Source organism: Paractinoplanes maris, assembly GCF_023544465.1.
Lineage (GTDB): Bacteria > Actinomycetota > Actinomycetes > Mycobacteriales > Micromonosporaceae > Actinoplanes > Actinoplanes maris.
The window spans coordinates 252,966-271,982 of sequence record NZ_JALPVL010000011.1 but is presented as its reverse complement, the minus strand read 5'-3'; the positions used below and the strand labels follow the sequence as shown (position 1 = coordinate 271,982).

The 19,017-nt window shown below is 71.5% G+C and carries 24 protein-coding genes; 10 read left to right on the top strand and 14 right to left on the bottom strand.

The genetic code is table 11. The features are described from left to right. Positions 1–3: 3 nt before the first annotated feature. The gene (locus tag NAG42_RS30680; protein ID WP_250035379.1) at positions 4–423 is read left to right on the top strand and encodes a BLUF domain-containing protein; all 420 of its coding nucleotides are present in this window, start codon (positions 4–6) and stop codon (positions 421–423) included. On the opposite strand, the gene NAG42_RS30675 is transcribed toward NAG42_RS30680, so the two are convergent. From NAG42_RS30675 to NAG42_RS30665, 3 genes are all read right to left on the bottom strand, one after another. Continuing rightward, positions 417–1,193, bottom strand: a complete 777-nt coding sequence (locus NAG42_RS30675; protein ID WP_250035378.1) for a class I SAM-dependent methyltransferase — start codon at positions 1,191–1,193, stop codon at positions 417–419. The genes NAG42_RS30680 and NAG42_RS30675 overlap by 7 nt on opposite strands. A gap of 20 nt (positions 1,194–1,213) precedes the next feature. Then, the gene (locus NAG42_RS30670) at positions 1,214–1,696 is read right to left on the bottom strand and encodes an NADPH-dependent FMN reductase (protein ID WP_250035377.1); all 483 of its coding nucleotides are present in this window, start codon (positions 1,694–1,696) and stop codon (positions 1,214–1,216) included. Positions 1,697–1,778: 82 nt separating this feature from the next. After that, entirely contained in the window at positions 1,779–2,753 is a 975-nt protein-coding gene (locus tag NAG42_RS30665) for a zinc-binding dehydrogenase (protein WP_250035376.1), read from the bottom strand. 55 nt (positions 2,754–2,808) lie between these two features. Between NAG42_RS30665 and NAG42_RS30660 the strand changes: the two genes are divergently transcribed. Together NAG42_RS30660 and NAG42_RS30655 are read left to right on the top strand one after the other, a co-directional pair. Continuing rightward, positions 2,809–3,249, top strand: coding sequence for a MarR family winged helix-turn-helix transcriptional regulator (locus NAG42_RS30660; protein ID WP_250035375.1), 441 nt, complete (start codon positions 2,809–2,811; stop codon positions 3,247–3,249). A 47-nt stretch (positions 3,250–3,296) separates the two neighbouring features. Further along, the gene (locus NAG42_RS30655; RefSeq protein WP_250035373.1) at positions 3,297–3,566 is read left to right on the top strand and encodes a YggT family protein; all 270 of its coding nucleotides are present in this window, start codon (positions 3,297–3,299) and stop codon (positions 3,564–3,566) included. Positions 3,567–3,571: 5 nt separating this feature from the next. Here NAG42_RS30655 and NAG42_RS30650 read toward each other — a convergent pair whose 3' ends face one another. From NAG42_RS30650 to NAG42_RS30635, 4 genes are all read right to left on the bottom strand, one after another. After that, positions 3,572–4,285: an SDR family oxidoreductase gene (locus NAG42_RS30650; RefSeq protein WP_250035372.1), complete on the bottom strand. Its 714-nt coding sequence runs from the start codon at positions 4,283–4,285 to the stop codon at positions 3,572–3,574. A gap of 9 nt (positions 4,286–4,294) precedes the next feature. Further along, on the bottom strand, positions 4,295–5,149 hold the full coding sequence (locus tag NAG42_RS45120) for an AraC family transcriptional regulator (protein ID WP_250035371.1): 855 nt from the start codon (positions 5,147–5,149) through the stop codon (positions 4,295–4,297). Between the two features lie 983 nt (positions 5,150–6,132). After that, on the bottom strand, positions 6,133–6,558 hold the full coding sequence (locus tag NAG42_RS30640; protein WP_250035370.1) for an SRPBCC family protein: 426 nt from the start codon (positions 6,556–6,558) through the stop codon (positions 6,133–6,135). A gap of 11 nt (positions 6,559–6,569) precedes the next feature. Continuing rightward, positions 6,570–7,121, bottom strand: coding sequence for a hypothetical protein (locus tag NAG42_RS30635; RefSeq protein ID WP_250035369.1), 552 nt, complete (start codon positions 7,119–7,121; stop codon positions 6,570–6,572). 55 nt (positions 7,122–7,176) lie between these two features. Here NAG42_RS30635 and NAG42_RS30630 point away from each other — a divergent pair, with 55 nt between their 5' ends. Next, positions 7,177–7,605: a GNAT family N-acetyltransferase gene (locus NAG42_RS30630; RefSeq protein WP_250035368.1), complete on the top strand. Its 429-nt coding sequence runs from the start codon at positions 7,177–7,179 to the stop codon at positions 7,603–7,605. On the opposite strand, the gene NAG42_RS30625 is transcribed toward NAG42_RS30630, so the two are convergent. Further along, positions 7,602–8,414, bottom strand: coding sequence for a CDP-alcohol phosphatidyltransferase family protein (locus NAG42_RS30625; RefSeq protein ID WP_250035367.1), 813 nt, complete (start codon positions 8,412–8,414; stop codon positions 7,602–7,604). The genes NAG42_RS30630 and NAG42_RS30625 overlap by 4 nt on opposite strands. Positions 8,415–8,503: 89 nt before the next feature. On the opposite strand from NAG42_RS30625, the gene hpt reads away from it, so the two are divergent. The 3 genes from hpt to NAG42_RS30610 all read left to right on the top strand — a co-directional run bounded on the left by hpt (position 8,504) and on the right by NAG42_RS30610 (position 10,865). Beyond that, positions 8,504–9,097: a hypoxanthine phosphoribosyltransferase gene (gene hpt, locus NAG42_RS30620; protein WP_250035366.1), complete on the top strand. Its 594-nt coding sequence runs from the start codon at positions 8,504–8,506 to the stop codon at positions 9,095–9,097. A gap of 10 nt (positions 9,098–9,107) precedes the next feature. After that, positions 9,108–9,977 carry a PAC2 family protein gene (locus NAG42_RS30615; protein ID WP_250035364.1) on the top strand — a complete coding sequence of 290 codons (870 nt, stop codon included), beginning with the start codon at positions 9,108–9,110 and terminating at the stop codon, positions 9,975–9,977. A gap of 96 nt (positions 9,978–10,073) precedes the next feature. Then, the gene (locus NAG42_RS30610) at positions 10,074–10,865 is read left to right on the top strand and encodes a GntR family transcriptional regulator (protein WP_250035363.1); all 792 of its coding nucleotides are present in this window, start codon (positions 10,074–10,076) and stop codon (positions 10,863–10,865) included. 236 nt (positions 10,866–11,101) lie between these two features. On the opposite strand, the gene NAG42_RS30605 is transcribed toward NAG42_RS30610, so the two are convergent. The 6 genes from NAG42_RS30605 to NAG42_RS30580 form a co-directional block, all read right to left on the bottom strand. After that, a complete protein-coding gene (locus NAG42_RS30605) occupies positions 11,102–11,353 on the bottom strand; it encodes a hypothetical protein (RefSeq protein WP_250035362.1) in 252 nt (83 codons plus the stop codon). A gap of 165 nt (positions 11,354–11,518) precedes the next feature. Continuing rightward, positions 11,519–12,757, bottom strand: a complete 1,239-nt coding sequence (gene mshC / locus NAG42_RS30600; RefSeq protein WP_250035361.1) for a cysteine--1-D-myo-inosityl 2-amino-2-deoxy-alpha-D-glucopyranoside ligase — start codon at positions 12,755–12,757, stop codon at positions 11,519–11,521. 51 nt (positions 12,758–12,808) lie between these two features. Beyond that, positions 12,809–13,624: an SCO1664 family protein gene (locus NAG42_RS30595; protein ID WP_438872465.1), complete on the bottom strand. Its 816-nt coding sequence runs from the start codon at positions 13,622–13,624 to the stop codon at positions 12,809–12,811. Then, positions 13,621–14,229, bottom strand: coding sequence for a DUF3090 domain-containing protein (locus NAG42_RS30590; protein ID WP_250035360.1), 609 nt, complete (start codon positions 14,227–14,229; stop codon positions 13,621–13,623). The genes NAG42_RS30595 and NAG42_RS30590 overlap by 4 nt, the downstream gene beginning before the upstream one ends. 110 nt (positions 14,230–14,339) lie before the next feature. Beyond that, positions 14,340–15,020, bottom strand: a complete 681-nt coding sequence (locus tag NAG42_RS30585) for a histidine phosphatase family protein (RefSeq protein ID WP_250035359.1) — start codon at positions 15,018–15,020, stop codon at positions 14,340–14,342. Further along, positions 15,020–16,072, bottom strand: coding sequence for an LLM class F420-dependent oxidoreductase (locus tag NAG42_RS30580; RefSeq protein ID WP_250035358.1), 1,053 nt, complete (start codon positions 16,070–16,072; stop codon positions 15,020–15,022). Before NAG42_RS30580 ends, NAG42_RS30585 begins: the two co-directional genes overlap by 1 nt. Before the next feature lie 136 nt (positions 16,073–16,208). Here NAG42_RS30580 and NAG42_RS30575 point away from each other — a divergent pair, with 136 nt between their 5' ends. Genes NAG42_RS30575 through NAG42_RS30565 form a run of 3 tightly spaced genes read left to right on the top strand, consistent with a single transcriptional unit; the run spans position 16,209 to position 18,970 of the window. Further along, on the top strand, positions 16,209–17,204 hold the full coding sequence (locus NAG42_RS30575) for an aldo/keto reductase (RefSeq protein ID WP_250035357.1): 996 nt from the start codon (positions 16,209–16,211) through the stop codon (positions 17,202–17,204). Then, complete coding sequence (locus tag NAG42_RS30570; RefSeq protein WP_250035356.1) at positions 17,205–18,332, top strand: sensor histidine kinase; 1,128 nt, start codon at positions 17,205–17,207, stop codon at positions 18,330–18,332. Continuing rightward, positions 18,329–18,970 carry a response regulator transcription factor gene (locus NAG42_RS30565; RefSeq protein ID WP_250035355.1) on the top strand — a complete coding sequence of 214 codons (642 nt, stop codon included), beginning with the start codon at positions 18,329–18,331 and terminating at the stop codon, positions 18,968–18,970. Before NAG42_RS30570 ends, NAG42_RS30565 begins: the two co-directional genes overlap by 4 nt. The last annotated feature ends 47 nt before the right edge of the window (positions 18,971–19,017 follow it).

Below are 19,017 nucleotides of genomic sequence, written 5' to 3'. Positions count from 1 at the left end.
GAAATGAGTGTTACGCAGCTGATCTATCGCAGCCGCAAGAACAGTCTGCCGCCCAACGGGATCTTCGAGATCCGTGACACGGCCCGGCGCAACAACCCGGCGAACGACCTCACCGGTGTCCTGCTGTTCAACCGCGACTACTTCCTGCAGTGCCTCGAAGGTGAGGCGGAACGGGTCACCCGGGCATTCCTGACGATCAGCGGGGACCCGCGGCACCGCGAGGTCGCGCTGATCGCGGTGCACGACGTGCCCGAGCGCGGCTTCGCGGACTGGTCGATGGGCCTGGTCGACAGCACGTCACCGCAGCTGCGGGTGGCGTTGCGCGATGTGCTGCCGGGCTACGAGTTCACGCCGGAGAACCTGACCGCCGAGACGGCCACCGCGCTGATGCGACGGATGCGGAGCCTGAACTACGCCTACTGAGCCGGCCGGCGGGCCAGGGCGACGTCGGTGTCGACGACGAAGTCGATCGTGCCGCCGTGCGCGTCGACCACGGCGATCGTCTCGTCCAGCACGGCGCGGGCGGTGCCCGGGTCGAGCAGGCGGTAGCGCGACGTCGACATCAGGTAGTCACGGTAGTGCTCCGAGGCGTACGAGAGCGCCGACTCGTAGCGGCGGCTCCGCAGCTCGGTGAAGCGGCCGTCGGTCAGATGCAGATCGGCCCACTCCTGCTCGAACGGTCCCAGCGGGGTGCGGGCGGCGGCACTCCGGCGGTGCGACGTCTCGTCGGCCAGACCGTGCCGCGCGTCGACCTCGGCCAGCGCCGCGTGCAGCGCCGGGTCGGCCACCAGGAAGACGTTCCAGAACGGCGCGAACAACCCGCCGGGGGCGAGCGCGTCGAAGGCGAGATCGGCCCGCCGTACGGGATCGACCCAGTGCCAGGCCTGGGCGCTCACGACCAAGCCGTACGGTCGAGGGGGTTGCCAGTCCTCGAAGGCGCTGTCGACGACGGTGATCCCGGGGATGTTGCGCCGGAGCACCCCGGCCATCCGCTCGTCGGGCTCGACGCAGGTCAGGTCGACGCCGGGGCGCGCGAACAGCCGGGTCGCCTTGCCCGTGCCCGCGCCGACCTCGAGCACCGGACCGGGACCGGCCGCGGCCAGCAACTCGTCGGCCAGCGCGACCGGATAGCCCGGCCGGACCCGGTCGTAGTCGTCCGCCATCTCACCGAAGACCGTGCCCCGCTCGCGCATCCCGACAAGCTAGCGCCTCCTCACGGGATGAGCGCGGCGGTGTACTGGTCGGCCACGCCGGCCGGGTCGGACAGCTCGGGTCCGGCCGCGGTCAGGCCGAAGTCGACCACGTCGGCGCCGAGCTCACGCAGCAGCCGGGCCAGGAACGCCTCGGCCGTGTCGGCCTGCGACTGCACCTCGGCGGTGACCACGGGCACGGCCAGCACCCCGGCCAGCGCGTTGGCCGGGAGCTGGTCGAGCAGCACCTTGAGCGCGCCCGAGAACGTGCCGCGATAGGTGGGCGTCGCCACGATCAGTACCGCGGCGTCCTGGACCTCCAGCAGCGCGGCCCCGGTGGCACCGTCGTCGGGGGTGAGCAGCCCGGGGCCGAGCCGGGCCACGTCGACCGTGCTGAAGACGGCTTGGCCCCGGCTCCGCGCGATCCGCTCCCCCAGCGCGGTGGCCAGCCGCAACGTCCGTGAACCGGGACTCGGATGACCGCAGACGACTACGACGTCCGGCATGGGCGCCTCCTCGGTGTCACACCCTCCCGCCATCATCGTGGGCAGCCGCGAAGATTGCCATACGTCGAACGCTTGACTACTTTCAGCTACCGGTGACTACGACGACTTTGCCGCTGACCCGGTTGTGCTCGATGTCGCGGTGGGCGTCGGCGATGCGGTCGAACGGGTAGACGGTCACCGGCCCCAGGGTCAGGGTGCCGGCGGCCAGGCGGTCGAGCGCGTCCTGCAGGACCGGCTGCGGCAGGTTGACCGCGTCGCCGCTGTACGCGGTCAGGCGTACGCCGGTGGGCAGATATCCGATCGGGTAGAAATCGGGGATCGTCCACTGGTTGGACAGCATCCCGGCGAAGCAGACCGTGCCGTGCACCCGGGTGGCGGCCAGCGTGTCGGGCAACGTCGGGGTGCCGACCAGTTCGAGGGCGGCGTCGACACCGCCGGGGCGCAGCTCGCGGACCCGGGCGGCGACGGCGCCGTCGTCGAGGATCGGATGGTCGACGCCGGCCGCGGCGAGCTCGGCCAGCCGGGACGCCTGGCGGGTGGTGGCCAGCACGGTGGCGCCGAGGTCACGGGCCAGCGCGGCCGTGGCGTAGCCGAGGGCCGAGGTGCCGCCGCGGATGAGCAAGGTCTGGCCGGCGCGCAGGTCGAGGCCGGTGGTCAAGGACCCGTACGCGGTCTGCAAGGTCTCGGGGACGGCGCCGATGACCCGCCACGGCAGATCGGAGCGGAACGGGATCACCTGCGAGCGCGGCACGACGGTGTAATCGGCGTAGCCGCCGTCGAAGCTGCGGCCCATGCCGCCCATCAGCGCGGCGACCTGCTGCCCCGGTTCGAGATCGCTGCCGGGCGCGGCGTCGACCACCCCGACCGCCTCGATGCCGGGAACGATCGGCAGCCGGGCCCCCTCGGCGTATCCGAGGCGCAGGTGAAGGTCGGACCGGTTGAGGCCGAACGCGTGGACCCGGAGGCGCACCTGACCGGCGCCCACCGCCGGCAGCGGCCGGTCGTGGATCTCGAGGTTCTCGGCGGGGCCCGGCGCGGAAAGGACGATTGCTCTCATGCCCGGGCCAACAACATTCCATGGAATCTAATTCCACGGAAGGTAAGCTGGGCCGGTGACCCGACGCGTGCGGTGGCTGACTGATCTCGTACGGCTGGAGATCGTGCTCTGGGACCACGTCGACGCACGGCTCAAGCAGGAACACGACCTGCCGCTGTCATCGTTCGAGACGCTGCTCGTGCTCGCCGACGGCACCCCGCGACGGATCGGCGACCTGGCCGGCGAGCTGCGCATCACCATCGGCGGCGCCAGCAAGCTGGCCGAGCGGGTCCGGGCGGCCGGGCTCATCGAGCGCACCGCCGACCCCGGCGACCGGCGGGCCAGCCTGGTCGCGCTCACCCCGCTCGGCCGCGAGCGCCTGACGACGGCGACGGCCACCTACGACGCCGCGGTGGCCGAGAAACTCGACGGAGTCCTCAACGAGGCCGAGCAGCGGTCGATGCATGACATGATCCGCCGCCTCCTCACAGACCGCGCACAGCGATCGCACAGCTGAGCGACGCACAGTAGAGGGGTCACTTCTTTCGGTACCGGAGGTACCCCTTGATCCTGGCTCTCGTCGATTTCCTCCTTCTGCTCGTGCAGCTGCTGCTGGTCGCCCGGGCCCTGCTCGACTGGAGCACCGTCCTGGCCGGCCCCGCCCAGGCGGGCGGCTTCCGGTCGCGGCTCATGTCGGGCGTCTACACCGTGACCGAGCCGATCCTGGCCCCCGTACGCCGGGTCATCCCCCCGCTGCGCGTCGGCGGGGCGGCGATCGACGTCGCTTTCCTCATCGTCTTCTTCGGCATCGTCGTGATCCGGGCGATCATCTGATCTGCCTACAGGCCACCGGTGGCGCGGATGTTCTGGCCGGTCACCCAGCCGCCCCGCGGTGACACCAGGAATCCGACCACGGCGGCCACGTCAGCCGGCCGGCCGAGGCGGCCGAGCGGGGTCATCGCGGCCGCGCCCTCCAGTGCCTCCGGCGAGTTGCCCGAACGCAGCAGGTCGGTGTCGGTGGCCCCCGGCGAGACCGCGTTGACCGTGATGCCGCGCGGGCCCAGTTCCCGCGCGGCGACCACCGTGATCTGTTCCAAGGCCGCCTTGCTGGCGCAATAGAGAGCCAGCCCCGGCGCCTGCGACACCGTGTTGAGCGTCGACACGGTGACCACGCGGCCGCCGTCGCGCAACAGGGGCGCGGCCGTCCGGATCGCGAACAGCGGGAACTTCGTGTTCACCGTGAAGACGCGGTCGAACTCCTCCGGCGTGAGCTCGGCGATCGGCGCCGCGGTGGCCGTTCCCGCGTTGGTGACCAGGATGTCGAGACCGTCGCGTACGGGCTCGAACATCGCGTCCAGCGCCCCGAGGTCCTCCTGGTCGGCCCGCACGGCGACAGTTCCCGGCGTACCGGAAAGAACCTTCTCGGCGGCCGCGTCGTCCTGCTTGTAGGTGAACACAACCGTGGCACCCGCGGCGGCCAGCTCCTCGACGATCGCCCGTCCGATGCCGCGCGATCCCCCGGTCACCAGCGCGGTCTTCCCCGTCAGCGTCATGCCCGAACGCTAGGCCCGCGCGCCGCTCCCGGTCTTGGACGATTGCGACACCATCACCGGCGTCTTGAGATAGGCGGCCAGCCCGGTCGGGGTCAGCCCCGCCATCGAACGGGTCTCCCGCGCCAGATGCGGATGATCGGCGAACCCGCTGTCCGCCGCCGCGTCCGACGGCGCCGCCCCCGACCCGAGCCGCGCGACAGCCCGCTGAAACCGCCCGATCCGCGCCACGGTGGCCGGTGACATCCCGACATGCTGCCGGAACCCCCGCTCCAACTGACGCCGCGACACCCCGAGCTCCTCCGCGAGCCCGCCGATCGGCTGGCGCCCACCCACCTGAAGGCGCCGCCAAGCAGTCATCACCGCGGCGTCAGGCCAGGCGGGCTCCCGCCGGTCCCTCCACTCCCGCCGGTCCCGCCACTCCCGCCGCTTCCGAAGGGCGGCGGTGACCACCTCGGTCAGCAGATCGAACCGCTCCGCCCACCCCTGCGCGGCGCCGAGCATCCCCGGCAGCTCCGTCGCCCCCGGCCCGACCAGATCAGCCAGCGCGACCGCAGTGCCGCCCAGCTCCGGCATCGGAACCCCGAGCAGCGCACGGACCCCCAACGGAGTGAGCCCCACACTGACGCCGTGCCCCCAGCGCGTGTCGCCCCGGGTGGTGGCCGCGTCCCGAGCCCCCGACACCACCCCCGACACCGATCCGAAGTCGACGATCACCGTCGTGGAGGCCAACGGCAGCACCAGATGCGCCACCGGCAACCCGGACCCCGACCGAAACCCCGAAAAGCCGAGCACGTACGGCCGAAGTGCACCCGGCACCGCCAGAACCGCAACCTCACACGGCTCCGCCGAGATCACCGCCGGCACCGAATGGATATGAGCCCCCATGCCGCCACATTCCCCGCCACCCGCATCACGGTCAAGCACTGCCCTTCCCCCGGCACCGCCCGCGATCACGCCCCGCAAGCCACCGCCTCCCCCGGCACCGCCCGCCGTCTTGCCCGGCAAGCCACCGACTCCCCCGCGCCGCCTGCGATCTTGCCTGGTAGGCCACCGCCTCCCCCGCCCTCCCACAGGGAAATGCCGCTGACGGTACGCCCGTGTCAACCCCGACCCAGCCCGTCATCCACAGGCCGGCCACCCGCCCCGCCGCGCGGCCAGGCACTGTCCACAGACACTGGACGCACATCGCCGAGCCTCCGGCTGGTGATCGGTTCTGCCAAGAGTGCCCTCGTCGCTGCGGCCCTGGTTCGAGCGCGGCGGCCGGCGAGGTGGCGCGGCGGCGCGGCTACCCGATGCGGGCGGCCGGCGGTGGTGCGGGTCGGACAAGTGCCGACCGCGGCGCGGGCAGCGACGCCGGCCAGTCGTGCCGCAAGATGACGGCTCGGCAGGGGCCGGGTAGGGGCGCGACCACTCACTCAGGCCGCCCGGGTGGGTCGAGCGCTTTGGGCGCGCAGCGCCCTGCTCGGCCCGCCCGGGCCCTCGACGGGAGTTGCGGTCCGTACCCACCACCCCGCTACGACATCTGGCCCTTGATCCTCAGATCGCGGATGGACGCGCCAACATCCAACCCTTGATCCTCAGATCGCGGATGGACGCGCCAACATCCAACCCTTGATCCTCAGATCGCGGATGAACCCGCCGACATCCAACCCTTGATCCTCAGATCGCGGATGAACCCGCCAACATCCAACCCTTGATCCTCAGATCGCGGATGAACCCGCCGACATCCAACCCTTGATCCTCAGATCGCGGATGGACCCGCCGACATCCAACCCTTGATCCTCAGATCGCGGATGGACCCGCCGACATCCAGCCTTTGATCCTTGGATTGCGGATGGAGGCACGGGTCAAGCCGTCAGCAGGACGTCCAGCTTCTTGAAGCTTCCGCCCCAGCCCTCGGTGGCACCGTCCAAGAACTCCGGGGTGTAAGGCCCCTGGGTCAGTTCCAGGCGGGTGCGGCCACCCGGCTCGTCGTGGAATTCCAGGCGCATGCGCATCGTGACGCCTTCGTATTGTTCCTCGCCGACTATCAGCTCGTTCTCGATGACGTCGACGAAGATGGCGTTGACCGGGGACATCATGGTGGGGTCGTCGTCGTTGACCATGGTGAAGCGTTCGGCGCCGCCGGGGCGGGGGTCGAGCTCGATCGTGTCGCGGGGCACCGACCAGCCGGGCGGGCCGAACCACGCGGCCAGCTGGTCGGGGTCGGTGAAGGCTCGGTAGACCAGGTGGCGGGGCGCGTCGAAGACTCGGGTGATCCTCAGGTCGGTCATGACCGCCGAATTTAGACCTTCGCGGGCAGGCGGCGGTGGAGCTCGGCCAGCAGCACCTCGGGGGCCGGGGACATCAGGCCCACGTCGACCAGGTAGGCGACCTGACCGTTGCGTTTGCGGGTGCGGGGCGGGCGGCCCACGCCGTGCAGGGGTTCGACGAAGTCGGCGTCGACCGGGGTGATGAGGAGTTCGGTGAAGGGGCCGCGGTAGCGCAGCGCCACCTCGCCCACGCCGGCCCAGGGGATGTGGACGGGGCGGCGGCCGGTGGCGGCGAAGTCGAGCCCGCGCATCGAGCTGTGCAGCCAGCCGAACCGGTTCCAGGCGGCGACCATGATCAGGGCGGCTGTGACGACCGGGACGATCAGCGCCAGTTCGACGTAGACGATCAGGTCGCCGGCGGTGGGTGGGTCGCCGATGGCCAGCCGGAGCAGGGTGAACAGGCCCAGCGACGTGACCCACACGGCGGCGATCACCCACAGCATCGTGACGTAGACCATCGCCCGGGGCTGGAAGAACGTCACCGTGTCGTCATCGGGTCCGAGCACCTCGTCGATGTGCGTCACGATGAGATTATGCCCTGATTTATCCGCCGATCGGGGTGATTATGGAGGAGTGACCGTGACGCGACTGGGGAGCCTGGGTGACGTCGACGCCGCGGCTCAGCTCCTCGACGAATACCGCCAGCACTACGGGGCCAACCCGGCGCCCGAGGCGGTCGCCGCGTGGCTGCGCGAGCAGGTCGAGTCGGCGCGGGCCCGGGTCTACGTGGCCGGCGAGGCCGACGGCATCTGCACGGTGGCCGTGGTGCCGGCCGCTCTCACGCTGCGCACCGCCTGGCTGATCCGCGACCTTTACGTCCGCCCGGCCGCCCGCCGCCGCGGGGTGGCCCGGGCGCTGCTGGAGACGGTCGCCGACGAGGCGAGAGCCAGCGGCGCCCACCGGCTCTCGCTGCAGAGCGAGACGGCCAACGTGCGGGCCGTCGAGCTCTACGCGAGGGCCGGTTTCAGCGCCCAGACCGAGGTGACCGTGCTGGACAACGTCCTCTAGACGGCCACCGGCACACGCGGCTCCTCGACGCGGCGGGACTTGCCCTTCGCGTACGCGTGGAGGCGGTAGATCAGCAGCAGCTCGAACGCCACCATCAGCACCGAGGACAGCTCGGCGACCAGGATGATCTGCTTCGTCACCGGGCCCAGGATGAAGACGAACATCATGAACTCGATGCCGCTGAACAGGTGGGGGCGGATCCGGTGCCGCACCAGGAAGTTGCGCAGCCGCCACACCGCCGACTCGTTGCCGGTCGCCTGGGGCACCACGACCGGGCCGGCCTCGGAGTCCTCGTCGCTCATGACGACCGCGCCCTGGTTGAGGTCGGCGCGCACCTTGCCCATCTGCAGCGCGTTGAGATAGCGGAACATGTCGAGGAACACGACCACGAAGCCGACCCACAGGTACGTCCGGTTCCCGGTCGCCGCGTACTGCCCGCCGAACAGGCCGACCGCGCACACGGCCACCCGCAGGCGGTCGAGCACGTAGTCGAGCCACGACCCGAACGGCGAACCGGTCCCGTTCAGGCGGGCGATCTTGCCGTCCATGCAGTCCAGGACGAAGCTGAGGTGGAACAGCAGCGCGCCGAGCAGGAGCCACGGGTAATCGGCTCGCCAGAACGAGTACGCACTGCCGAGGCCGACCACGAAGGCGAGCAGGGTCAGGCGGTTCGGTGTCACGGAACGCCACGGCGAGACCAGCTGGACCAGGCGGGAGGCGAGCGGATCGACCAGGCCGACGGTCCACCACGCGTCACGCTGTTTGTACGTGCGTTCGCGGATCACTTCGAGGGGGAACCGCTGCGCCATGCCATATCTCCCGCTGTATCCCGAAACGTGAACGATCAACTGCGCGGACCTTACTAGAAGTTGAACAGCCCTCAAAGGAGGCAGCTCTCGTGGACGCGAGTCACGTCGCGGACGACCTCGAATCGGTGATCTTGACCGAGGAACAGATCCTGGCGCGCGTCGGTGCTCTGGCCGCCGAGCTGCATGACCGTTACGGATCGCGTACGCCGGTGCTGGTCGGCGTCCTCGGCGGCGCGGCCACCTTCACCGTCGACCTGGCCCGGGCCTACCCGGCTCAGGTCGAGATCGGCTGGATGGCCGTCAAGTCGTACAGCACCCGCAACCGCGCGTCGGGCTCGGTGCGCCTGCTGAAGGACCTCGACCTCGACATCGCCGGCCGGGACGTGCTGATCGTCGACGGCGTCATCGACACCGGCCTCACCATGTCGTGGCTGATCACCAACCTGGCCCAGCGGGGTCCGGCCTCGCTCGCGGTCTGTGCCCTGCTGCGCAAACCCGAGACGGCGCACGTCGAGGCGGGCACCCCCACCTACGTGGGCTTCGACGTCGGTGACGGCTTGATCGTCGGCTACGGGCTGGACCACGAGGGCCACTACCGCAACCTGCGGTGCGCCGCCGTCCTGGCCCCCGAGGTGTACGCAGCGCGGCGCGGCCGCCCGGTGGTCAGCGACGGCCGCACGTAGGCTGTCTCCCATGACTGAGTTCGACGGCCTCCCGCTGCTCCGTTCCCCCGTGGCCATCGCCGCCTTCGAGGGCTGGAACGACGCGGCGGACGCATCGACCGCGGCCGTGGAACACCTGGAGCAGGTGTGGCAGGCCCGCGAGATCTCCACCATCGACCCGGAGGAGTTCTACGACTTCCAGGTCAGCCGGCCGACGATCACCATGGCCGAGGGCGAGACCCGCAAAATCGAATGGCCGACCACGCGGTTCACCGTGGCCAGCCCGCCCGGCTCCGACCGCGACGTCGTGCTGATCCGCGGCATCGAGCCGAGCATGCGCTGGCGCACCTTCTGCGAGCAGGTCCTCGAGGTGTGCCACAGCCTCGAGGTCAATCGGATCGTGCTGCTCGGCGCCCTGCTGGCCGACGTGCCCTACACCCGTCCGCTGCCGATCAGCGGCTCGGCCAGCGACCGTGAGGCGCAGGACAAATACAAGGTCGTCCCGACCCGCTACGACGGCCCGACCGGCATCGTCGGCGTGCTCCACGAAGCGGCCGGCCGCGCCGATCTCGACGCGCTGTCGTTCTGGGTGCACGTGCCGCACTACGCCAACAACCCGCCCTGCCCCAAGGCGACGCTGGCCCTGCTGAGCCGGCTCGAGGACGTGCTCGATCTTCCGGTGCCGCTGGCCGACCTGGCCGAGGAGGCTGACGAGTGGGAGAAGCGGGTCCGAGCCGCCGCCGAGCAGGACGCCGAGCTGGGCGAATACGTGCGGGAGCTGGAGGAGCGAGTCGGTGACGAGGGCATCCAGCCGCTGACCGGCGACGAGATCGCCAGCGAGTTCGAGAAGTACCTGCGCCGCCGGGGCGGCTCGGCCGGCCCGACCGCCGGTTCCTGGTAATCGGGACCGCAGCGGCGCGCTCGACCGGGCGTGTCGCTGCGACCTTTACCACACTGCCTGAGCCATCCTAGGAACCTAGGGTCTAGGAGGTTCGGGATGACCATCAACCCGGGAGCAGCCGAGTTCCCGCACCGGCAGATCGCCGCTCAGCTCAAGGAGCGGATCCGCCGCGGCGACTGGCAGCCGGGTGAGCGCCTGCCGTCGATCCCGGCCATGGCCGAGATGTTCGGCGTCGCCAAGCAGACCGTGCAGCGCACCGTCGACCAGTTGCGGGTCGAGGGCGTCCTGATCACCAAGCCGGGCTCCGGCACCTACGTCCGGGGCACGCGCCGCCGCCTCAACCGGCTCTCCCGGGGCCGCTACGGCGCCCATCGGGGCTACCACGCCGATCTGGCCGCCCGCTATCGGCAGCAATTGGTTTCCGTACGCCGGGAGCCGGCCCCGCCCGAGGTCGCCGACGCGTTCGGCGTGCGCGACGGCACCGAGATGCTCGCGCGCCGCCACCTGGTCAAGACCGACGACGCCACGGTGGAGATCGGCGCTTCGTGGTTCCGGGTGACCGATACCAGTGGCACGTCGCTGGAACGCGCCGAGGCGTTCGGCCGGCCGCTCTATCAGGAGGCCGAGGAGGTGCTCGGCAAGCGGTACGCCTCGGCCACCGACACGATCAGTGCCCGGCAGCCCAGCCGCGACGAGGCCGAGGTGCTGCAGATCCGCCCGGACACGCCGGTGCTGCACCTGTTGCATGTCGCGTTCGACGAGACCCGCAAGCCGATCGAGGTGGCCCAGGCGACGTGGCCGGGCCCGATGACCACGCTGACCGAGGAATACAAGATCCCCGCTCCCGTGCCGGCCCCCGACCCCGATCCCGGCCTGGCGCTCGCCTAGGGTCTGTCCTGCCGATCACGTGGGAGCGAGGCGCGGTCCAGGTGGTGGCTGGCGGCGGCCGTAGGACGGTCGCATACCGGGGTTGTATGTGGCCGTTCTGCGGACGTCGTCAGGCGCCACCTGGGCCACGCCGCAGCCCCGCGTGATCGGCAGGACAGACCCTAGTTCTGGAAAGCCGAAGACCCGGGGTGCCCTGTGCGAAGGGCGCCCCGGGTCCGCGGATCAGCGGTGCCGGATCAGCGGCCGAACAGGCCCAGGTTCAGGCCGGTGTTGTCCTGGCCGTTGGGGCTGAGCACGTTCAGCAGCGAGAACTGGTTGTACTCGTCGTTGTTGTCCGAGTACTCGTAGTCGACCTCGTAGGACGACGAGATGTCGTACTCGTCACCGAACGGGCCGCCCGAGGCAGCGGCGTTCGCGGTGCCCGCGAACGCGAAGCTGGCCCCGGTGGCGAGCATGAGACCGGCGATGTACAGGACCGGACGACGCATGGTGTTTCCTTTCGGACGATGTCAGGAACACCTCGAGTCTGTCCGATTCGTGTCCGAATTGTGGCTTATGTCGGCATTGACCAGCCAACCGCGTACAAAGTTCCCAAACCGCCCAGTAACCCCGAACCAGTGTCTAAAGTCCTCGTGGGGCGAGCCCCGCCCTGGTCAGAGACGGACGCCGAGCAACGCGTCCACCGTGCGGGCCATCAGCGCCGGAGCCTGATCGTCGTCGCCGGCGCCGGAGAGCGCGGCCTCGGCCCAGGCGTCGACAACCGCCAGCGCCGCCGGCGTGTCGAGGTCGCCGGTCAGCGCCTCGCGCACCGCGTCCAGGAGCCCGTCACCGGACGGACCAGCCGGGGCGGCGGCGGCCGAACGCCAGCGGGCCAGCCGCTCCTCCCCCGTCTTGAGCACCTCGTCGGTCCACTCACGATCACCGCGGTAGTGACCGGAGAGCAGACCCAGGCGCACGGCCATCGGGTCGACGCCGTCGCCGCGCAGACGGGAGACGAACACCAGGTTGCCCTGGGACTTGGACATCTTCTCGCCGTCGAGGCCGATCATGCCGGCGTGCACGTAGTGGCTCGCGAACGGCGCCCGGCCGGTCAGCGTCTCGGCGTGCGCGGCCGAGCACTCGTGGTGGGGATAGAGCAGGTCGTTGCCGCCGCCCTGCACGTCGATCGTCTCGCCCAGGCGGCCCAGCGCGATCGTCGTGCACTCGATGTGCCAGCCGGGGCGGCCGGGGCCGAGGTCGCCGCCGTCCCAGGCCGGCTCGCCGTCGCGGGCGCCGCGCCACAGCAGCGGGTCGAGCGGGTCGCGCTTGCCCTCGCGGTCGGGGTCGCCCCCGCGCTCGCGGGAGAGAGTGATCATCTCGTCGCGGGCGAGGTTGGACTCGTAGCCGAACCGGGGCGCGGCGGCGACCGAGTAGTAGACGTCACCGCTGCCGTCGTCCAGCGTGTATGCGGCGCCGGCCGCGATGAGCTCGCGCACGTGGGTGACGATCTCGGGGATCGACTCGACGGCGCCGACGTAGTGGGCCGGCGGGATGATGCGCAGCGCCTCCATGTCCTCGCGGAACAGGGCGGTCTCGCGCATGGCCAGGACGACCCAGTCCTCCCCGTCGCGGGTGGCCCGCTCGAGCAGCGGATCGTCGATGTCGGTCACGTTCTGCACGTAAGCGACGTCGCGGCCGGCGTCACGCCAGACCCGGTTGATCAGATCGAACGTAATCATCGTGGCCGCGTGACCGAGGTGGGTGGCGTCGTAGGGGGTGATGCCGCAGACATACATCGTCGCGGTGGAGCCGGGCGCCGTCTCCGCGATCTCGCGGCGGGCCGAGTCGTAAAGGCGCGGCAGGGGCGCGTTTCCCGGCAGGGTCGGCACGTCGTGCCCGGTCCAAGCATCCATGGTCAGACCCTATCCAGCGGCCCTCCCGGAAACCCGGCGGCGTGAACAAAACTACACAGGGGGCCAGGGGATCGCGGGCCAGTCCTGGGGCGGGTCGGGGAAGCGCCCGGCCCGCATCAGCCGCCGGGCGCGCCGGCGGATCTGCTGCACCTCGGTGATCGTCAGGTGGTCCTCGAGCGTCGAGCCGAGGTCACCGCCGAGCGAGCCGAGCAGCGACTCGAGCACCTCGGCCGCCTCCGGGATCAGCGGCTTGCCGGTCCAGCCCCAGAGGACCGTACGAAGTTTGTTCTCCACGTGGAAGCTGACCCCGTGATCGACCCCGTGGACCGAGCCGGTGGCCGGGTAGAGCACGTGCCCACCCTTGCGGTCGGCGTTGTTGATCACCGCGTCGAAGACGGCCAGCCGGGCCAGCCGCTGGTCGTCCGCGTGGGCCAGGGCATAGGCGTCGCCGTCCTCGTCGCGGGCGTTCGCCACCGCCAGCCAGCCCTCGGGCACGTCGTAGGCCGGGACGAAGCCGATCAGCGACTCGGCCGTCTCGGGCTCGTCGATCCAGAGCTGCAGCGCGCCCGGGCCGAGCGGGCCGTCGCGCAGGATCGTCGGGGGCACCAGGTCCCACCCCGTGGCCCGCGAGACCAGGTAGGCCGAGACCTCGCGCCCGGCCAGCGTGCCGTCGGGGAAATCCCACAGCGGCCGCTCACCCTGCACCGGTTTGTAGACGCAGCGCCGGGTGAGCCCGTCGAGCGTGATCTCGGCCCGCAGCGTGGTGTTGGACGCGTCGACCAGCCGGCCCTCGATCTCGAGCCGGCCGCGGGCCAGCAGCTCGAGGGCGTCGGCCTCGGCCAGTGCCGCAGCGGGCTCGGTGGTCACCGGTGGTAGCCGTTGTGCCGGGGGCAGAGGTGGCCGGCCGGGTCGAGCGGCTGGCCGCAGAGCGGGCACGGCGGGCGTCCGGCGGCCACCACCCGGCGGGCGCGGTCGATGAACGCGCGGGTCGCCTCGGGGGTCAGCCGCACCCGGAGCCGGTCGAGGTCGTCGTCCGGCTCGTCGTCGGCGTCCTCCTCGTCGTCCTCGACGGTGGCCACCTCGTCGTCGTCATCGTCGGCCTCGAGCTCGATCTCGACCTCGGCCTCACCGGCCTCGATGGCCTCGATGACCACGGTGGTCGTGTCGACGTCGAAGGCCAGCCCGAGCGTGCCGACCCGGAACTCCTCGTCGACGGGGGTGTCGAGCGGCTCGTTGTCGTGGCCGGCGGCCACCGGCGCCTCGGGCAACGAGACGCCGAAGCGTTTGTTGGCCTCGACGAGCAGTTCGTCGAGTTTCTCGGCGAGCAACGACACCTGGACCTTCTCCAGCGCGACGCTGACCACCCGGCCGCCGCCGCGCGCCTGGAGGAAGAACGTCCGGTCGCCCGGCTCGCCCACCGTCCCGGCGACGAACCGCTCCGGCGGCTCGAACGAGTGCACCTGGTGGGTCATGCGAACAACCCTATCCGCGAAGGGAACGGCTCGCCGTATCCCGGACGGCCCGGTTCGCCGAGGGCGCAACGCGGGCCAGCCAGGCGTAACACGCCGGTCACACAGAGCACTCAGGCGCCGCCGCCCGCGCCGCCGCCGACCGCGGCCTCCGAGCGGTCCGCCGCCGCCGGCGGTGGGATCAGGGAGGCCAGGTCGGCGGTGTCGTTGAGCCGCACGACGAAGGGCCGGGTCGGCGTGTAACGGATCACACTGACCGACGCCGGGTCGGCCACGATCCGCTGGAACTGGTCGAGGTGCAGACCCATCGCGTCGGCGATGATGGCCTTGATCACATCACCGTGGCTGCAGGCGAGCCACAGCGCGTCGGGCCCGTGCGCCTCGGTCACCTGAGCGTCCCAGCGCCGGATCGTCGCCACCGCGCGGGCCGACATCGCCGCCATGGCCTCGCCGTTGGGGAAGACCGCGGCGCTGGGGTGCTGCTGGACGACCGGCCAGAGCGGGTCCTGGGCCAGCTCCTTGAGCGGGCGGCCCTCCCAGTCGCCGTAACCGCACTCGATCAGCCCCTCGTCGACCACCGGCGTGACGCCGGGCAGGGCCAGCTCGACGGTCGTCCGGCAGCGGATGAGCGGGCTGGTCACGACCGCGGCCAGCGGCAGCACCCGCAGCCGGGCGCCGGTGCGCTCGGCCTGGCCGCGCCCGGTGTCGTCGAGCTCGACGGGACGGCGGCCGGCCAGCTCGCCGCTGGCGTTGGAGGTGGTCCGCCCGTGCCGGAGCAGCAGAACGGTGGCCACTACTCGGCCACGCCGGACTCTTCGAACGCCTCGGCGACGATCCGCAGGGTGTCGATGCCGCTCTTCAGATCGCCGACATACGGGCTGATCGAGAGCGTGCCGACCCCGGCCGCGGCGTACTGCTTGAGGCGTTCCTTGACCTGGATCTTGTTGCCCAGGATGGAGGTGCGCTCGATGAAGTCCTGCGGCACGGCCTCGGCCGCCTCCGCCTTCTTACCGCTCAGATAGAGCTCCTGGACGCGGGCCGCCTCGTCGGCGTAGCCCATCCGCACGGCCAGCTGGTTGTAGAAGTTCTGCTCGCGGCTTCCCATGCCGCCCACGTAGAGCGCGGCGTAGGACCGCAGGACGTCGGCGCACCAGGCCACGTTGTCGCCCAGCACGACCGGCACGCTGGGGGCCACGTCGAAACCGGTCAGGCCCCGGCCCTGCTTGGCCCGGCCGCGCTCGATGTGCTGCAGATACTCCCCCGCCGCGTCGGGCGCGAAGAAGATCGCCAGCCAGCCGTCGGCGATCTCACCGGCCAGCTCGAGATTCTTGGGGCCGACGGCGGCCAGATAGATCGGCACGGCCTCGCGCGGCGGGTGGAAACCGAGCCGCAGCGCCTTGCCCGGACCGTCGGGCAGCGGCAGCGTGTAGTGCTCGCCGTCGTAGGCCACCGGCTGCCGGGCGATCGCCATCTTCACGATCTCGACATACTCCCGGGTGCGGGCCAGCGGCTTGGCGAAGCGCACGCCGTGCCACCCCTCGGAGACCTGGGGTCCCGAGACACCGAGGCCGAGGCGGAACCGGCCGCCGGAGAGCGTGTCGATGGTGGCCGCGGTCATGGCGGTCATCGCGGGGGTGCGCGCGGGGATCTGCATCACCGCGGCGCCCAGGTCGATCTGCTGCGTCTGGCCGGCGATCCAGGCGAGCATGCTCACCGTGTCCGACCCATACGCCTCGGCCGACCAGACCACGGCATAGCCGAGCCGATCCGCCTCCTGCGCCATCGCCAGGTGGTCGGCGGGCGTGGTCCACGCCGCCTGATAACCGAGGTTGAGTCCGAGCCGCACGATTGTCCCCTCCCGCACATGAACCCGTCCCGTGAAGACTACTGACCGCGTGCTGAGCGATTTCGGTCCGGTTACCGACGGGGTTGACGCGGGTGCGGGCATATCGCTATGTGCACTCTCTGAATAAGGTTCACTCATGCTGCAACGACCGCTCGGCCGTAGCGGGCTGGCGGTCTCCCGGCTCGCGCTCGGCACCATGACCTGGGGCCGGGACACCGACCCCGACGACGCGGCGGCGCAGCTCAAGCTGTTCCTGGAGGCCGGCGGCACGCTGCTCGACACGGCCGACGTCTATGGCGACGGCGACGCCGAGTCGGTGATCGGCTCGCTGCTCGACCATCTCGTCCCGCGCGACGAAGTGGTGATCGCCACCAAAGCCGGTCTGACCCCGCACGGCTTCCGCCGCCGCGACGGCTCGCGGGGCAACCTGCTGCGCTCGCTCGACGCGTCGCTGCGCCGGCTCGGCACCGACTACGTCGACCTGTGGCAGGTGCACGGGTTCGACCCGATGACCCCGCTCGAGGAGACGCTGGGCGCCCTCGACCACGCGGTGAACAGCGGCCGGGTGCGCTACGTGGGGGTTTCCAACTTCGCCGCGTGGCAGACCGCCCGCGCCGCGACCTGGCAGGCGGCGTACCCCGGACGGGCACCCATCGTCGCCTCCCAGATGGAGTATTCGCTGCTCGAACGAGGTATCGAGCGCGAGCTGCTGCCGGCCTCGGCCGCGCTCGGCTTCGGCGTGCTGGCCTGGTCACCGCTGGGCCGCGGCGTGCTCACCGGCAAATACCGCAACGGCCGCCCGCTCGACTCGCGGGCCGCCACCGAGCATCTGGCGCCGTTCGTGCAGACCTATCTGGAGCCGCGCAGCTCGAGCATCGTGCAGGCGGTCGCGACGGCCGCCTCCGGGCTCGGTGTCTCGCCGGTCGAGGTGGCGCTGGCCTGGGTCCGGGACCGGCCCGGGGTGGCCGCGCCGATCCTGGGCGCCCGCACCGCCGCCCAGCTGCAGGGGGCGCTGCAGAGCGAGGACCTGACGCTGCCGGCCGAGATCGCCGGCGCGCTGGACGACGTCTCGGCCATCGACGTCGGCTACCCCGAGCGCGAGGGTGTCGGCTATCCGGACGGCGAGGGCTGAATGCTGCGCCCTCTGGTCAGCGCGACGACCTACCGGCGGGCGGTCTTCCTGCTGCTCGGTGCGGTCGTCCTTCTGCCGTACGCGTTGATCGGCTTCCTGATCGCCGGCATGTTCCTCTCGGCGCGCGAGGACGTGGCCGGCGTGGTCGTCACCGGGCTGGTCGCCGCGGCGGTCGCGGCCGTGCCGCCGTTCCTGGGTGGCACCCGCGAGCTCGAGATCGCCGCGGCCCGGGCGCTGCTCGGGGTCGACCTGCCGGCCCACGACCGCCGGCGGCCGATGGCCCGCGAGACCCGCATGCGGGCCGCCCTCTGGTTCGGCCTGCACCTGCTGACCGGGGCCGTGGTGGGCACCGGCGTGCTGCTCGCGGTGCCGCTGGCGGTGCTGTCCATCCTCGGCCAGGAGCGCCTGCTGGGCCCGGTGCCGGGCGTGGCGGTCGGCCTCGCGCTGATCGTGGTCACGCTCTATGCGACGGCCGGGCTGGGCTCGCTCGCCGCGACCATGGCGCCGGTGCTGCTCGGTCCGTCCGCGGCCGAGCGGGTGGCCCACCTCGAGGCCCAGGAGCGCAAGCTGGCCGAGCGCAACCGGCTGGCCCGCGAGCTGCACGACTCGGTCGGGCACGCGCTCACCGCGGTGACCCTGCAGGCCGGGGCGGCCCGGACGGTCTTCGACGCCGACCCGGAGTTCGCCCGGCGCGCGCTCTCGGCGATCGAGGAGCAGGGGCGTACGGCGCTGGAGGAGCTCGACGCCGTGCTCGGACTGCTGCGCGACGCCGAGTCGCCGACGCTGGCCGACCTCGACCGGCTGCTCACCGCCGAGGTCGACGCCGATGTCGAGGACGTCGACGTGCCGGTGGCGATCTCCCGCGAGGCCTACCGGATCGTCCAGGAGGGGCTGACCAACGCGGCCAAGCACGGCGCGGGCCGGGCCACGCTGCGGATCACCGCTCCGGACGACCTGCTGATCGAGATCACCAACCGGGTCGGCTCCCCGCCGGATCTCGGCGGTGGGCGGGGTCTGGCCGGCATGCGCGAACGCGTACGGTTGCTCGGCGGTCACCTGGAAGTCGGGGCGAGCGACGGGGTGTGGCGGGTGCTGGCGCGCCTGCCGATCGGGGGTGACACCGGGTGACCCGGGTGCTGATCGTGGACGACGACGACCTGATCCGGGCCGGGCTGCGCGCGGTCCTCACCGCCACCGGTGACCTCGAGGTCGTGGGCGAGGCGGCCGACGGTGACGAGGTGGTGCCCCAGGCCGTCAACCTGCGGCCCGACGTCGTCCTGATGGACGTGCGGATGCCGCGCATCGACGGCCTCCAGGCCACCCGCCTGCTGCTCGACCGGTTCGACGACCCGCCCCGGGTGCTCGTGCTGACCACCTTCGAGAACGACGAGTACGTCTACGAGGCGCTGGCCGCCGGGGCGAGCGGCTTCCTGCTCAAGCGGGCCCGCCCCGAGCGCATCGCCGAGGCGGTGCGCCTGGTCGCCCGGGGCGACTCGCTGCTCTTCCCGGCCGCGGTCCGCCGGCTGGCCGCGGCCCACCGGCGCCCGGCCGGTGGTCGCCTGCCCGGCCCCCGGCTGACCGAGCGCGAGGCCGAGGTCCTGGCCCTGATGGCCGAAGGGCTGTCCAACGCCGAGATCGCCGGCCGTCTGGTGCTCGGCGTCGAGACGGTCAAGTCGCACGTCGGCAGCGTGCTCGGCAAGCTCGGGGTCCGCGACCGCACGCAGGCGGTCGTCACGGCGTACCGCTCGGGCTTCATCCAGCCCTGACCGCCGCTCCCCCGCAAGGGGGAGGCGATTCCCCCGCCACCGGGATC